Genomic DNA, 15202 nt, shown 5'->3' with positions numbered 1-15202 from the left:
GGTTTCGTAGAGTGGGCAAAGGCGCCCTTGCGCCGTGCCCACCATTGCCTATGGGGATCTCGATTGGTGGGCACGCTTGCGCTTTGCCCACCCTACGGCACTGGATTCCCCGCCTTCGCGGGGAATGACAGTTAGAGCGGCGACCTTACGCCACCGCTTCCTTGGCCTTTTCTGCGCGCTTGCGCTCGTTCGGGTCGAGGTGCTTCTTGCGCAGGCGGATCGACTTGGGGGTGACCTCGACGAGCTCGTCGTCCTCGATATAGGCGAGCGCCTTTTCCAGCGTCATGCGGATCGGCGGGGTCAGGCGCACCGCTTCGTCCTTCGAGGTCGTGCGGATGTTGGTGAGCTGCTTGCCCTTGAGCACGTTGATCTCGAGATCGTTGTCGCGGGTGTGCTCGCCGACGATCATGCCGCGATAGACCTTCCAGCCCGGCTCGATCATCATCGGGCCGCGGTCTTCCAGCTTGAACATGGCATAGGCCACCGCCTCGCCCTGGTCGTTGGAGATCAAGACGCCGTTGCGGCGGCCCTGGATCTCGCCCTTGTATGGCGCATAGCCGTGGAACAGGCGGTTCATGATCGCGGTGCCGCGGGTGTCGGTGAGCAATTCGCCCTGGTAGCCGATCAGGCCGCGGGTCGGCGCGTAGAACACCAGGCGCTGACGGTTGCCGCCCGAGGGCTTCATCTCGATCAGCTCGGATTTGCGCTCGCTCATCTTCTGCACGACGACGCCGGAATGCTCCTCGTCGACGTCGATCACGACCTCCTCGATCGGCTCCATGGTGGCGCCGGTCGCTTCGTCCTTCTGGTAGACGACGCGCGGACGCGACACCGAGAGCTCGAAGCCCTCGCGGCGCATGGTCTCGATCAGGATCGCGAGCTGAAGTTCGCCGCGGCCGGACACTTCCATCGCGTCCTTGTCCGCGGCCTCGACCACGCGCAGCGCGACATTGCCTTCGGCCTCGCGGAGCAGACGGTCGCGGATCATGCGGCTCGTCACCTTGTCGCCTTCGGTGCCGGCGAGCGGGGAGTTGTTGACGATGAACGACATCGACACGGTCGGCGGGTCGATCGGCTGCGCCGGCAGCGGCACCTCGACGGTCGGGTCGCAGAAGGTGTCGGCGACGGTGCCCTTGGTCAGGCCCGCAATGGCGACGATGTCGCCGGCTTCGGCTTCGTCGAGCGGGGTGCGCTCGAGGCCGCGGAAGGCCAGGATCTTGGTGATGCGTCCGGACTCGACCAGCTTGCCGTCGGCGTTCAGCACCTTGACCTGCTGGTTCGGCTTCAGCGTGCCGGAGGAGATGCGGCCGGTGATGATGCGGCCGAGATAGGGGTTGGCCTCGAGGATGGTGCCGATCATCCGGAACGGACCTTCCTCGACCTTCGGCGGGGCGACGTGGCGCAGGATCAGGTCGAACAGCGGCTCCATGCCCTTGTCCTGCGGACCTTCGGGGCTGTCCGCCATCCAGCCCTGCTTGGCCGACCCGTAGAGGATCGGGAAATCGAGCTGCTCCTCGCTGGCATCGAGCGCAGCGAACAGGTCGAACACCTCGTTGATGACTTCGGTCGGACGCGCGTCGGGGCGGTCGACCTTGTTGATGACGACGATCGGCTTGAGGCCGACCTTGAGCGCCTTGGAGACCACGAATTTGGTCTGCGGCAGCGGGCCTTCGGCGGCGTCGACCAGCACCAGGGCGCCGTCCACCATGTTCAGGATGCGCTCGACCTCACCGCCGAAATCGGCGTGGCCAGGGGTGTCGACGATGTTGATGCGGGTGTCCTTCCACTGCACCGAGGCCGCCTTGGCCAGGATGGTGATGCCGCGCTCGCGCTCCAGATCGTTGGAGTCCATGGCGCGATCGGTCACCTTCTGGTTCTCGCGGAACGTGCCGGACTGCTGCAGGAGTTTGTCGACCAGGGTCGTCTTGCCGTGGTCGACGTGGGCGATGATGGCGACGTTACGAAGATTCATGAGTGAGCTTCTTTGCGGTCGAACAATGGGTTAAGCGCGATCTCGCCGGTCGGACCGGGACCTCTTCTCGAAACAACGCTGGAAGACTGGAAACGGGGCGCTTTGCGCCCAAAAAGGAAGCCCGGCCATATCAGACCGGGCGCCCTGCGCGTTGCGGCGCAATATATGCAAAAACGGCCAAAAAACAATGTGTTCTTTGGCCGTTGGTTGACTGAATTTTCTCCGGAAATCCCCGGGGCTTAGGGCTGGTTCGGGGGATGGGCGGGGGCCTTGCGCCCCTTGATCGCCGCCCAGGTCATGGCGACCCCGCCGATGCCGATGACTAGTCCCAAAAAGACCAGCGACGCGATGTCGGAGGGGATCTTGCCGTCCTCGACCACCGACATTCCGCCGAACAGCAGTGCGCAGAGGCCCGGTAGCAGCATGAAGATCCCGGCGATCGCCATCAGCGCGGTGAGGCAGCCGCCGCGCTGTTGCGGGGCCTGCGGAGGCACTGCCGGTGGGTTGAGACTGGAATCGCTCATGATTTCTTTCTCGCGGCCCCAATCAGCAACACGCCGGCGAATGCCGCCAGTAGTGCAAGGACGAGGACGGGGATGAAACGGCTATCGACGTGGAACGACGAGTCGGCGACGAAAATCAAGGCGCAGATGCCCGGCAACAGCAGAATCACCCCGAACATCACCATGAGCGCGGTGGCGCATCCGCTTCGCGACGGTGGAGGTGACGACGTCTCGCTCAACGAGGCATCTCCTCGCTCTGCCTGGCTTCTCGATAAGTGTCGCCGGCCAGCGCGGCACGGATGCCGTCGATCTTCCCGTTGCGGTAGAACAGATTGTAGGTGTCGAACGGAATGATCGCGCCTTGCTCGGTCACGAAATGGATGCAGCTGCGCTTGACGTTGCCGACGCAGAAATTGAAGCGGTCGAGAAACTGCACGATGGTGACGCGGAAGACGTTCTCGTAGGTGAGACCGTCCGGCACCTGGAAGCTCGGCAGGCAGCACAACAATTCGCAGACGCGCTCGGACGTGTTGAGGGGGCCTGAGGACAGCGAGAACAGGTCGATGAACTTTTCCCGCAGCATCGGATATTTTTCCGGGCTGATGGTGTTGGGCATCACCGCCACCAGCTGCTCCTGCGGGATCAGCGACGTCAGCGGCAGCACCTTCTCGCCGTTGCGCAGGCCATAGCCTATCGAGATGCTCTCGGGGTTGCAGGGCAGCGGGATCATGTCCTTGTCGCCGAACACGCCGGTTTCGACGACGCGCTTGCGGATCTCCGACAGCATGATGCGGTCGGTGTTCTTATCGAAATTCTCGTTGCGGCCGGCATCCTGGACCGGCTGCAGGGTCACGCCGCGCACGCATGTCCAGGTCAGTGCGTGGCGCACGATGTCGCCGATCTCGGCATCGTTGACGCCGCGCTTGATGGTCGCGACCAGCGTGGTCGAGATGCCGTAATGCTCGAGATTCTCCAGCGCCTGCTGGCGGATTTTTCGCAAGTCGGCACCGCGGAGGTTGGTCAGCGCATCGCGCTGCAGCGAATCGAGCTGGAGGTAGACCTCCAGCCCGCGCCTGTTCTCGGCAAGCCGTGCCACGAAATCCTTCTCGCGGGCGATGCGCAGGCCGTTGGTGTTGATCATGACATGGCGAATCGGGCGGGCGCGTACCGCGTCCAGGATCTCGAAGAAGTCAGGATGCAGGGTCGGCTCGCCGCCGGAAATCTGCACGAGATCGGGCTCGCCTTCGCTCGCAACCAGCGCGTCGAGCATCTTCTCGACCGTCGCGAGCGGCGTGAATTTCGTTCGTGCCGGCGAGGATTCGGCGAAGCAGACCGGGCAGGTGAGATTGCAGTGCTCGGTGATCTCGATCAGCGCCAGGCAGGAATGCTGCTCGTGGTCGGGACAGAGGCCGCAATCATAGGGGCAGCCGAATTGGGTGCGCTCCTGGAATTGCAGCGGCCGGTCGCCCGGCTTGATGAATTCCTTGCACAGCCGCCAATAGGCGGCATCCGTCGACACCAGCGTCGATTGCACGCCGTGCTCCCGGCAGCGCTTTTCGTACCAGACCTCGTTGTCCTGGATCTGGATCTTGGTCGGCACCAGCTTCAGGCAGGTCTCGCACAGGGATTGGGTCTGGCCCCAGAAGATGTAGGGACGCGACTTACGCAACGGCGCGTTCATGCACGGGTCTCGCTTTGGGTGCCGTCGCCAGCATGAAAGCGGCGTAGAGCAGGATCGACAGCGACAGCAGGTGAAACAGGGTCAGGGGTCCGACCAGCGTGCCATAGGGCTTGAGGAATTCCCATAGGAAGCGTTGCGCTCCGTAATAGGCGAGCACCAGGTAGAAACCATTGGTGATCGCGAACGCGTTCCGGTTCAAAACCGCCAGCGCATAGACGAGCGCGAACAGAGCCATGGCCGCGCTCTCGTAGAGCTGCACGGGATGGCGGCGAACGCCATCGCCGAAATCATGGCCGAAGGGCAGGGCCGTCGGCGTGCCATAGGTGAAATCGTCGAGACCCGCGAGGTAACAGCCGATCCGGCCGATCGCGATGCCGAGCGCCAGCGGCAACGCGAACCGCGCGCCGGTTCGCACCGTGATCCCTGCGGACCATTTGTAGAGCTCGATTGCCACGATGCCGCCGGCCAGCGCACCCTCGACCGAGCGCGCAATGCCGTTTTGCCCTGACAGCCACAGATTGGCGGAGCCGAACAGATAGGCGCCAAGGCCTGCGCCAAACACCAGCGCGGCGACATAGGGCAGCGCGAAGGATTGCGCCGGAAACTGCAAGCCCCGTCGCGACAGCCAATAGACGGCGGCCGCCGCCGCCAGCCAGGCCAGGATGTCGAAGAGAGTGTGAAGGAAAGCCCCGCTCATGCGGGGGCAGTATAGCACGACCGCGGTTAGAACGGCGCGCCGCGCATTATCGCGCCACAAGGGAGAAGCAAGAAGCTACCCGGCCTCCCGCTCCTCGGTCGGATAAACCCCGCGCAGCACCTCCTCGAAATGCATCTTCACGGCATCGTTGCACAGGCAGGCGCGCAGCCTCAGGCCGTCGCGGCTGCGGACCAGGATCGAGCCGCGCCTCGTGTCGAGCACGCCTTCGGCCTTGAACGACTGAAGCACGCGGCTAGCATAGGAGCGGCCCACCCCGAGCAGCGTCGCGAGCTGTTCATGGGTCAGCGGCACGCTGGTCTCGTCGCCGGTCCGCTCCATCGCAGCCAAAATCCATTTGGCGGTGCGCTGCTCGATCGAATGGATCGCGTTGCAGGCGGTCGACTGGAAGATCTGGGCCAGCATGCAATCGGCATAGCGGGCGAAGACGTTGCGCAGTGATGCCGAGCGCAGCTTGGCTGCTTCCAGCTTGGCGACGTGAATGCGCGCAAACGGTCCGCCGAATTTCACGCAGATCCGGGTATAGGCCGGCAGAAACCCCTCGCTGACGATGCCGCCGACCGCGCCTTCGCGGCCGACCAGAATGGTTTCGACGTCGCGGCCGTCCTCGTTGGGCACGAGGAAAGTCGCGAGCGACGGGCCGCAGGGGAAGTGGACGACCTGCACGTCATCGCCGGGATTGTAGAGCAAGTGGCCTGCTGCAGACTCCTCGACGGTCACGTGCGGTGCCAGGAGGCCGTAATCGACCTGGCTCAAGCGCCGCAGCAGATTGTTGGCCGGCCGGCTCTCGACCTCGGTGACCTTGCCGATACGCGCATCCATCCTGAACTCCCACCCTTCCTTTCACCTTAGCGAGTTCCATCCGTTTCCTGTGTGCACAAGTGGACAGACCAGAGAACGACGATGTGGTGAGTTTCGTTCCGGGAACCCTCCGATGCGCTGGACGCAGGCATCGTGTCGCGGCAGTCCTGATCCAAAACCCCCCAACCAAGATGCGATCATGGCACCCGCACCCTCCAATGGCACAGGCTGGCCGGCCGATGTTCTGATCGTCGAGGACGATCCGATCATCGCGATCGATTTCGAGGATCGCCTGCTCGGATTTGGAGTATCCGCGGTGCGGACCGTGGGTTCGGTGACGCAGGCGCTAAACGCTATCGCGAAACGGACACCCGATTTCGCGCTGCTTGATGTCGAGCTGATCCGGGAGACGAGCTTTGCGATCGCCGAGCGGCTGATCGCGCTGAAGATTCCGTTCGTCTTCGTCACCGGCTACGGCGCCGAAGCGCGTATTCCGTCCGAATTGGCGGGCCGGCCGCGGCTGCAGAAGCCGTGCTCCAGCGAGGCACTGGAAGCGGCGCTTCAGGCGCGCGCCGCCGATTAGCGGTCAGCTCTGCTTCGGGTCGAGCGTAGTCGACCACAGCGCGACGTCGGCGCGGTCGCGCAGGGTCACCGTCATCTGGCCGGAGGCGCCGTCGATCTTGACGTGGCCGAAGAACTGCATGCCCGCTGACGGCGGCAGGTTCTGGCTGTCTTTGCCCGGCGCCTTGACGAAGCGCACCTCGGGGCCAAAGGTGTTGTCGAGCGCGTTCGGACCGAACGTGCCGGCATGCAGCGGGCCCGAGACGAATTCCCAGAACGGCTCGAACTCCTGGAATTGCGCCTTGTTCGGATCGTAATAGTGCGCGGCGGCGTAATGCACGTCCGCCGTCAGCCACACCGTGTTGCTGATCGGCGCCATCTTGATAAAGCGCAGGATGTCGGCGATCTCGAGCTCGCGGCCGCGCACCGGGCCGTCGCCCTGCGCAACGGCTTCCGAGCCGCCGTTCGGCGTGTCCGAGACGATCAGGCTGATCGGCATGTCGGACGCGATCACCTTCCAAGTCGCGCGCGAGTTCAGCAGGCCGCGCTTGAGCCAGGCAATCTGGTCCGGGCCGAGGAAATAGCTGGCAGGGCCATAGGCGGTTTCGAGATTGGCGCCGTTCGGCCCGCGATAGCTGCGCTCGTCGAGCACGAACACGTCGAGATGCGGGCCGTAGGAGATCTGGCGATAGACGCGGCCGGGCTCGGTGATGCTCTCCCGCAGCGGGTACATCTCGTGGAAGGCGCGGCCTGCGCGGGCCGCGAGCAGCGAGATGTCGCGCACTTTGTAGGCGGCCGGCAAGTCTTTCGACAGCGACCAGTTGTTGGTGACCTCGTGGTCGTCCCACTGCACGAAGATCGGCACCTCGGCATTGAAGGCGCGGAGATTGTCGTCGGTGAGATTGTATTTGTGCGCCGCGCGGAACTCGTCCAGCGTCTCGGCGACCTTGGCCTTCTCCGGGATGGTGAGGTTCTTCCAGATCTTGCCGTCGGCGAGCTTCACCTCGGGTTGGATCGGGCCATCGGCATAGATCGTGTCACCCGAATGCAGGAAGAAGTCCGGCCGGTGCTTGCGCATGGTTGAGAAGGTGAACATGCCGCCGTCGTCGGGATTGATGCCCCAGCCCTGCCCTGCGACGTCGCCGCCCCAGACGAAGCTGACGTCGCGGCGGTCGGCGGGCGCGGTGCGGAAGCGGCCGGTCACCGGCTCGCCCTCGATCGCGCTGTGGGAGAGATCGCGAAAGCGGACGCGGTAAAAGATGTCCTGGCCGGCCGGACAATTTTCGACCAGCAGCTTCGCGGTGAAGTCGCTCTCGGGCAGCGCCGCGATCGGCGGCAGCGCGCGGGCATCCTTGAACGACTCGATGGTCGCCACCTCCACCAGCATCTGCGATGGACGGTCGGCGCGCGCCCACACCACGCCGCCGTCCACGGTGACGTCGCCCGATTGCACGCCGTGGGTGACCACCGGCCGGTCGGCCGCGCGGGAAAGATATGGCATCGCCATCGTGCCGAGTGCACCCGCGCCGGTGGCGAGGAAGCGGCGGCGGGAGAACCTAATGTTCATGAAGATGGCTCCGAACCCGAGCTTGCAGGAAGGCACCTCATTCCGGGGTTCGCGCGTTGCGCGCCCGGGATGACGGAGCAAGCTATATTGAGACAATGTGACGCAGCAATAACGCGCGCAAGCGCAGGCTCAGGCGTTGCCGGCGGCCCGGAATTGCGCGCCGGCGCGCTGCAGGTTCTGCGGCAGGCTCATCAGCAGGGCCTTGCGGTCGGCGACCGCCGAATGAAACTGGTCGAGGGCAATGTTGAAGGCGGTGAGCGCGCCTTCCTCGATCGCGCCGTGATCGTAACAGCGCAGCGTATCGCGCAGGATGTCGTCGGCTTCGGTCTGCATCTGGTCGAGCTCTTCGGTGGTCTCGCACTTGCGCGCGGCCGCGATCATGTCCAACAGCCGATCACGCAGATGGCTGTTGTTGTCGCGCTCGTCCTTCTTCAGATAGCCCGCAAACCACGCGCCGATCGAGCCCATGGCGGACAGCGCCATCAAGCCCCACCAGATGTAATCGCTGTATTTGTCGAGGAAGGTCTTCTCCTCGCCGTCGACGAAGGCGGCCGCACCCGGATGCACCGGGATCACGGCGTCCTTGTCGGTATCGGGCGTTTCGATCTTTGCCGCCAGCGGGAATTCCGTCACCAATTGCTGCCGCACGGCGAACAGCTGGCGCGTGAACGCCGCGATGGTGGTCTCGGACACGCCTTTGCGCGCCACGATGTGATGCGAAAAGCTGATGGTCTTGACCTCGTCCTCGGGTCGGGCGGGCGAGCCGCCATAGGTGCCGGCAGGGATCTCCGAGGCTTCGTAGACCGGGTGGTTCTGTGCGATTGCGTCCGCCGAATCGATCTCGAGGAAGGTCGGCGTGCCGCCCTCCTTGATAGATGCCGCGATCGCGTCGGCCGTGATCTTGCTGTTGACCGGGCCGGCCGCGAGATAGACGTCGGCCTTCTGCGCCTTGATCGCGTCGGCAACCTCGTTCGCCGGGAATTGCACGATCTCGACCTTGGCGGAATCGACGCCATATTGCTGCAGGATCACCTTGAGGAGGTTGACGTTGGCTTGGGTGCGGCCGACGACGCCGATGCGATGGCCGGCGAGCTGCGCGATCTTGGTGATCTTCGCGCCCTTCTTCTTGCCCTTGGCGGGCACGGACCACAGCACCACGACGTTCTTGCGCAGGGTCGCGACCGCCTGTGCGTTCTTCGGCACCTCGAGGTCGCCGCGCACGATGGCGAGGTCGACCTTGCCGTCCGCGAGCGCACTGGCGCTGGCGATGGCACTGTCGGTCTGGATCGGGCGCAGCCGCACCTGGCTCTTGTGTTGCGCGAAGCCTTGCGTCAGCGTCTGCACGACCTTGACGTCGTCGCTGTTGGCAGGGCCGACCGCGATCCTCAGCGTCACCGGTCGCATCGCGAAATAGTAGCCGCCGGCGAGCGCGCCGATGATCGCGAGCACCAGGGCCAGAGACACGAGAGCCGTCTTCCGCGCCGCGGATCGCGGCGAAGGCGGAGGGGGCGCTTCGGTCAGGTCCAATCCCCCGGTCATAGATCTCCCAAACAGGCGCTTCAGGCTCAGTTTCATCTTGGCCGGCGATTTACGCCCGCAATTGTAGCAAATTTCTTGTCCGGCGGGGTTACATCTCCGTCATGGTTAGCGGATCGAGGAAATCCCCGTGTGAACCCGGGCGTCAGCGCGGTGTTAGGGTAAAGTTCCCCTGAAGGACGGAGATGGTCATGTCAGAACGGCTCTCGGCAGAGGCGCGCAGGCAGGCGCTGGGCGGACTACCCGGCTGGACCGACGTCCAAGGCCGCGACGCCATCGGGAAAACCTTTGTCTTCAAGGATTTCAACGAGGCGTTCGGCTTCATGAGCCGCGCCGCGCTGGTCGCCGAGAAGATGGATCATCACCCCGAATGGCGTAACGTCTACAAGACCGTGGAGGTGGTGCTGTCGACCCATGATGCCGGCGGCGTCACGGCGCGCGACATCGAGCTCGCCAAGGCGATGAACGCCATCGCCAAGCCGACGGCTTAGCTGACACCTAGCTGACATCTTGCAGCGCCCGGCCGCATCCCCATCTTGTGATCGCCAGGGCATGCGGCGATCCGCCGCCCCTTGCTGAACGGGGAGTTGGAGCATGGCTGCCGAGCACAGTATTGGCTTTGAGCCGGCCGATCGGCTTGCGGAAGATCGCGAGAGCGTGCGTCGCCGCTTCTGGCGCAAGCTGAAGCGCGTCGCCGCACAACTGCCGTTCGCCGAGGATCTGCTTGCGGCCTATTACTGCGCGTTCGACCGGCAGACGCCGCGCCACGTCCAGGCCTCGCTGTTAGGCGCGATCGCCTATTTCATCCTGCCGTTCGACTTCGTCGCCGACGTCATGCCGATGCTCGGCTTCGCCGATGACGCCGCCGTGCTCGCCACCGCCATCCGCATGGTTGCCGGCCACATCACGAACGAGCACCGCGAAGCCGCCCGCGCCGCGCTGAAGCGCGGGGTGAGCGAGGCGGACGTGGAAGCGGCGTAGTCAAGGCGGATTCAACCACACATTCCGCTGTCATGCCCCGGCTTGACCGGGGCATCCAGTACGCCGCGGCCTCTCGATTCAATCACTGACGTCACGGAGTACTGGATCGCCCGGTCAAGCCGGGCGATGACAGTGAGTGTGTGGCTGCTGCTGCCGCGAGCATCGTCATTGCGAGCGAAGCGAAGCAATCCAGACTCTTTCCGCGGAGGGATTCTGGATTGCTTCGTCGCTCCGCTCCTCGCAATGACGGCCGCTATTTCTTCTCCGCCCGAGCCTTCTCCGCGTCCCACGCCTGGAATTGCCTGAACAGCGTCTCCTTGTCCGCATCAGACACGGTTGCTGCCGCAGGGCTCTGCTTCAAGAACGCCTCGAAGCGCTGCCGTGTCACCGGCTCGATGCCGTGCTTGTCGAGCCATTGCTGCGCCACCGGCAATCTGTTCCAGCCGGAAAGCGGCGCCGCCAGCGAGACCTCCTTCCACTTGGGATGGAAGGGCGGGTTCTGCAGTGCCGTGAATTTCGTGAAGAACGCGTCCACGAACAGCGCGAGCTTGCGATAACGCTCGGTGTTGGGCGCCCAATTGTAGGCCGCGAGCACCGCGGGCACCGCGATCGTGTCGACGCTCTCACCCTCCTTGATGAGATTCGGGTAGTCCTTGGCGGTCAGGGTTGCCGGCAGATAGTCGCTCTGCAGCGGCTTTGCATAGTCCACCTTCGCGAGATGGAAGCGGCCGTCATTGCCGAAGGTCGAGACCGATTTGTACGGCTTGCCTCCGACCACGATGACGGCATCGATCTGCCCGGCCTTCAGCTTCTCCATCGCGATGCGTTGCTCGACATAGACGAAGTTCGCCTTGATCCCGAGCCGCTCGAACACCGTCAGTGCGGTGACGAAGGTCCCGCCATTGGGCAGATCGACGCTGACCTTCTTGCCCTCGAGGTCCTTCAGCGTTGCGATCGATTTCGGCGCGATGACCTGCATCTCTTCATTGTAGAGCTTGGTCACGTAAGTGAACTGTTTCTTGATGTCCTTGGCGAAGCCCTTGCGCTCGAGATAGTCGAGCGTGTCTGCGCGCACGATGCCGAGATCGACGCCCTGCAGGAACAGGATGTCGGCGACGCTCTGCACCGAGCCGCGGCCGACGATCGGCAGCACGCGGATCTTGTTGCCGTCGTCGAGCACCGAGGCGAGGTCGGCGCCGAACTGCACATAAGTGCCACCGATCGTGCCCGTGATCAGCGTGACGGTGTTGGCGTTCAGCGCCTGCTTGGTCGAGGTCGAGCCGAACTGGAAGATGGCCTTCAGGCTGTCCGAGACCTTGGCCGGATCGTATTCGGCCTGCTCGGCGTGGGCGGCGAAGGCACAGATGGTCGTGATGGCGGCAAGCGCCATTTTCAAAGTGTTACGCATGATGTCCCCTCTGAATTGGCCTAATTCGAGAATTGGGCGAGGCGCTGGCGCGCTTCCGCCGATCCGAGACTGGCAGCCTTTTGATACCAGTCGCGCGCGGCGGTCGCGTCAGCGGCGATGCGCCGCGAGTCGCTGGTGCCAAGCACGGCCGGGTCATAACTCTGCGCCAGCAGAAACGCAGCCGTGGCATCCTGTGCATTGGCCGCGCGTTCAAGCAGCAGGCGGGCAGCAACAATATCGCCGACGCCCAACAGGCTCTTCGCGCGCGTCATCAGCGCGGCCAGCGTGTCAGCATCGAGCGTCTTCGCGGGCGCAGGCGGTGCGGGCGGCGCCGCGACGGGCGCGGGCGCTGGTTGGGTTTGTCCTTGGACTTGCAGCGCCGTCTGATAGGCGGTCGCGATCGCCTCGCGACTCGGTGCGGCAGGTGCAGAGAGAGCCTGGGTGTCGGCGCTCGCCAGCCTCGTGTCGCTCACGCGGGCCGCATCCTTGGGCGGGATCTGCGGTGTGGTCGGTGCGCTGGCCGACGCCATCGCTGGGTCCGCCATGATGCGGACCCAGCTATCGGCATGAGTGGCGAAGAGGCCGCGCAAGTCGGACTGAAACAGTGTGACCAGAACTGCCAGAGTGGATGCCGCCAGAACGGCCGCGAGCACACTTGGGACCATTCTGGAGCGCAATGTCACCGGTGCATATTCGCTCGGGTCCGGCGCACCGAGCGGATCGGACAGAAACAGTGGAATTGGATCGTCCTGCGCGAGCTCGGCGCGCTTGGCACGTGCACGGATATAGGACGCGATGGGCGGATGTGATGCAGATCGATCGGAATCGTGCGCGTGCGATTCCTTCGACAGACGGTAGGCCGTCGTCTCCATGGTGTGATGCTCCCCTTTACTGACGCAACGCAGGGGCAGTCCCGGCTTCAGTCTTCTTGTTGTTGTCCAGAGGTCCCCGCTAACTGGAACCGGTAAATCGCCGTCCGATTCAGCCCAAAAAACGACGGTGGTTTGCGCGAATCTGGAAATATTTGGGTTTGATTACGGCGGCGCGGCGGAATGCACCGCAATTTTGCTCGCGATGGTTGAGAGGATTTTACGATGCGGCGGCAGGCGCAGCTTTGCGATGTCGCGGTCGTCGACGCTGCCCGTCTCCCCCTCCGCTGTCATTCCCCGCGACCCGGCTACGCCAAGGCTTCGCCGAGGTTTCGGTCTTGGGCACGCCGAAGCCTGAGCGTAGGCGGCAAGCGGGGAATCCAGTACACCGCGGCGTCTCGGCTAGATCACTAACGTCTCTGGAATAATGGATCGCCCGGTCGAGCTGGGCGATGACAGCTGTGGATGTTGAAACAGCGTCGCGATGACATTGCGATCACGGATGCAGGATCACCTTGCCCATAGCCTGACGGCCCGCGAGCACCTTCAGCGCATCCGCGGTCTGGGCCAGCGGGAAGGTGCGGTCGACATGCGATGAGATCTTGCCTTCCGCGGTCCACTTCACCAGCTTCTCGAGATTGGCGCGATTTTTCGCCGGGTTGAGCCGCGTCCAGGCGCCCCAGAACACGCCGCGGATGTCGCAGCCCTTCAGCAGCGCGAGGTTCAGCGGCATCTTGGGAATGTCGCCGGCCGCAAAGCCGATGACGAGGAAGCGGCCTTCCCATGCGATCGAGCGCAGCGCCTGTTCGGCGTAAGCACCACCCACCGGATCGAAGATGATGTCGACGCCCTTGCCATTGGTGAGCTTGCGCAGGCCTTCCTTCAGATCTTCCTTGGCGTAGTTCAGCGTCAGCTCGGCGCCATGCGCTTTGGCGAATTCGAGCTTCTCGTCCGATGAGGCGCAAGCGATCACCTTCAAGCCCATCAGCTTGCCGAGCTCGCAGGCCGCAAGGCCGGTGCCGCCAGCTGCACCCAGCACGGCGAGCGTCTCGCCCGGCTTGGGGCTGGCGCGATCCTCCAGCGCGTGCAGCGCGGTGCCGTAGATGATGATGATGCCGGCCGCGCGGTCGTAGTCGAGACTGTCGGGGATCTTCACGATCGATGCCGCCGGCAGCGCGATCTTCTCGCGCGCGCCATTGTGGCCGCAGGAGGCGACGACGCGGTCGCCGACCTTGAGGTCAGTGACGCCGGCGCCGATGCTCTCGATCACCCCGGCAACTTCCGCCGCCGGCGAGAACGGGAATGGCGGCTTGATCTGGTACTTGCCCTGGATCATCAGGATGTCGAAGAAATTCAGCGCCGCGGCCTTGATCGCGATCACGGCTTCGCCGGGCCCTGCCACCGGATCCGGCACCTCAGTCAGAACGAGGTCGTCGGGCTGGCAATATTGCGAGCAGAGGATGGCTTTCATGGCGGCACCTTGAGAGCGTTTCGAGTGGAATTATAGTTGGGTCGTTTCTGCCGGATTTACTGCGGCCGGACAATCCGGATTCTTTGTCTCGGACCACGCGACGGCCTAACCTCCCGTCATTGCGAGCGCAGCGAAGCAATCCAGAGTCCGCACCGCGGAAATAGTCTGGATTGCTTCGCTGCGCTCGCAATGACGAAATTCGCGGAGAAAGGATTCAAACGATGTTTGAAACAAGCCTGCTCGAGACCAAGCGCATCCTCATCACCGGCGGCGGCTCGGGCCTGGGCGCCGCGATGGGCCGCCGCTTCCTCGCGCTCGGCGCCGAGCTCGTGATCTGCGGCCGCAAGCTCGATCGCCTCGAGGCAACGGCGCGCGAGATGCGCGAAGAGACTGGCGGCAAAGTCACCGCGATCGCCTGCGATATCCGCGACGGTGTGGCCGTCGACAACATGATGGATGCGATCTGGCGCGAGGCGCCGCTCGACATTCTCGTCAACAATGCCGCTGCCACCTTCATCGCACAAAGCGAGCATCTCTCCTTCCGCGCCGCGGATGCGATCCTGGCGCCGACGCTCCACGGCGCGATGTATTGCACGCTCGCCGCCGGCCGGCGCTGGATCGAGGCCAAGCATGCCGGCGTCGTGCTGTCGATCCTGTCGACCTCCACCATCGCCGGCCGCGCCTTCACGGTTCCCTCGGCAATGGCGAAGTCGGCGCTGCTGGCGATGACCAGGAGCCTTGCGGTCGAATGGGGCCCGAAGCGCATCCGCACCGTCGCGATCGCGCCGGGCCCGTTTCCGACCGCAGGGGCCACCGGGCAGCTCCGTCCCGAAGGCCGCGACGAGGGCTGGTCCTCGCGCAACCCGCTTGGGCGCACCGGCGAGCACAGCGAACTGGCCGATCTCGCCAGCTTCCTGGTCTCGGACCGTGCCGCCTACATCAATGGCGAGATGGTGGTGATCGACGGCGGCGCGCATTTGCGCAGTTCCGGTGCCGAGGATCTGCTCGGCTGGACCGAGGCGCAATGGGCCGCTCGACGCGCCGCCAGATCCAAGGCGTAACCGCCGCCGATACCGCTAACTGCCTTCCCAAATTGGACTTTCCCGGCTATCCCTGGCCGGGGACAACGCGCGCTCG

The 15202-nt window shown here is 64.3% G+C and carries 16 protein-coding genes; 4 read left to right on the top strand and 12 right to left on the bottom strand.

From position 1 onward, the window contains the following. Window positions 1-145: 145 nt before the first annotated feature. The 6 genes from typA to AB7M16_RS18495 all read right to left on the bottom strand — a co-directional run bounded on the left by typA (window position 146) and on the right by AB7M16_RS18495 (window position 5693). Window positions 146-1972, bottom strand: coding sequence for a translational GTPase TypA (gene typA, locus AB7M16_RS18520; RefSeq protein ID WP_453944752.1), 1827 nt, complete (start codon window positions 1970-1972; stop codon window positions 146-148). Window positions 1973-2211: 239 nt separating this feature from the next. Next, window positions 2212-2496: a hypothetical protein gene (locus AB7M16_RS18515; RefSeq protein WP_453944751.1), complete on the bottom strand. Its 285-nt coding sequence runs from the start codon at window positions 2494-2496 to the stop codon at window positions 2212-2214. Beyond that, window positions 2493-2714, bottom strand: a complete 222-nt coding sequence (locus AB7M16_RS18510; protein WP_212260395.1) for a hypothetical protein — start codon at window positions 2712-2714, stop codon at window positions 2493-2495. The genes AB7M16_RS18515 and AB7M16_RS18510 overlap by 4 nt, the downstream gene beginning before the upstream one ends. Beyond that, window positions 2711-4156: a radical SAM protein gene (locus tag AB7M16_RS18505; protein WP_453944750.1), complete on the bottom strand. Its 1446-nt coding sequence runs from the start codon at window positions 4154-4156 to the stop codon at window positions 2711-2713. Before AB7M16_RS18505 ends, AB7M16_RS18510 begins: the two co-directional genes overlap by 4 nt. Continuing rightward, on the bottom strand, window positions 4137-4853 hold the full coding sequence (locus AB7M16_RS18500; protein ID WP_453944749.1) for a prolipoprotein diacylglyceryl transferase family protein: 717 nt from the start codon (window positions 4851-4853) through the stop codon (window positions 4137-4139). Before AB7M16_RS18500 ends, AB7M16_RS18505 begins: the two co-directional genes overlap by 20 nt. A 75-nt stretch (window positions 4854-4928) precedes the next feature. Further along, the gene (locus AB7M16_RS18495) at window positions 4929-5693 is read right to left on the bottom strand and encodes a Crp/Fnr family transcriptional regulator (RefSeq protein WP_212260398.1); all 765 of its coding nucleotides are present in this window, start codon (window positions 5691-5693) and stop codon (window positions 4929-4931) included. 178 nt (window positions 5694-5871) lie between these two features. Here AB7M16_RS18495 and AB7M16_RS18490 point away from each other — a divergent pair, with 178 nt between their 5' ends. Continuing rightward, window positions 5872-6255: a response regulator gene (locus AB7M16_RS18490; RefSeq protein ID WP_246709104.1), complete on the top strand. Its 384-nt coding sequence runs from the start codon at window positions 5872-5874 to the stop codon at window positions 6253-6255. 3 nt (window positions 6256-6258) lie between these two features. Here the strand turns inward: AB7M16_RS18490 and AB7M16_RS18485 are convergent, their stop codons facing one another. After that, window positions 6259-7800, bottom strand: coding sequence for an alkaline phosphatase D family protein (locus tag AB7M16_RS18485; RefSeq protein ID WP_453944748.1), 1542 nt, complete (start codon window positions 7798-7800; stop codon window positions 6259-6261). A gap of 129 nt (window positions 7801-7929) precedes the next feature. Beyond that, complete coding sequence (locus AB7M16_RS18480) at window positions 7930-9375, bottom strand: TAXI family TRAP transporter solute-binding subunit (protein ID WP_453944747.1); 1446 nt, start codon at window positions 9373-9375, stop codon at window positions 7930-7932. A gap of 152 nt (window positions 9376-9527) precedes the next feature. Between AB7M16_RS18480 and AB7M16_RS18475 the strand changes: the two genes are divergently transcribed. Then, the gene (locus AB7M16_RS18475; protein ID WP_172789510.1) at window positions 9528-9827 is read left to right on the top strand and encodes a 4a-hydroxytetrahydrobiopterin dehydratase; all 300 of its coding nucleotides are present in this window, start codon (window positions 9528-9530) and stop codon (window positions 9825-9827) included. Window positions 9828-9930: 103 nt separating this feature from the next. Further along, complete coding sequence (locus AB7M16_RS18470; RefSeq protein ID WP_453944746.1) at window positions 9931-10317, top strand: YkvA family protein; 387 nt, start codon at window positions 9931-9933, stop codon at window positions 10315-10317. Between the two features lie 253 nt (window positions 10318-10570). Here the strand turns inward: AB7M16_RS18470 and AB7M16_RS18465 are convergent, their stop codons facing one another. The 4 genes from AB7M16_RS18465 to AB7M16_RS18450 form a co-directional block, all read right to left on the bottom strand. Further along, the gene (locus tag AB7M16_RS18465) at window positions 10571-11725 is read right to left on the bottom strand and encodes a TAXI family TRAP transporter solute-binding subunit (protein ID WP_172789508.1); all 1155 of its coding nucleotides are present in this window, start codon (window positions 11723-11725) and stop codon (window positions 10571-10573) included. Between the two features lie 20 nt (window positions 11726-11745). Further along, window positions 11746-12597, bottom strand: coding sequence for a hypothetical protein (locus AB7M16_RS18460; protein ID WP_172789507.1), 852 nt, complete (start codon window positions 12595-12597; stop codon window positions 11746-11748). 162 nt (window positions 12598-12759) lie between these two features. Then, a complete protein-coding gene (locus AB7M16_RS18455; protein WP_453944745.1) occupies window positions 12760-12888 on the bottom strand; it encodes a hypothetical protein in 129 nt (42 codons plus the stop codon). Window positions 12889-13090: 202 nt separating this feature from the next. Continuing rightward, window positions 13091-14065, bottom strand: coding sequence for an NADPH:quinone oxidoreductase family protein (locus AB7M16_RS18450; RefSeq protein WP_260381408.1), 975 nt, complete (start codon window positions 14063-14065; stop codon window positions 13091-13093). 221 nt (window positions 14066-14286) lie between these two features. Between AB7M16_RS18450 and AB7M16_RS18445 the strand changes: the two genes are divergently transcribed. Then, on the top strand, window positions 14287-15126 hold the full coding sequence (locus tag AB7M16_RS18445) for an SDR family oxidoreductase (RefSeq protein ID WP_453944744.1): 840 nt from the start codon (window positions 14287-14289) through the stop codon (window positions 15124-15126). The last annotated feature ends 76 nt before the right edge of the window (window positions 15127-15202 follow it).

It is taken from the genome of Bradyrhizobium sp. USDA 372 (genome assembly GCF_053629095.1).
This window is presented reverse-complemented; position numbering and strand designations above follow the sequence as displayed.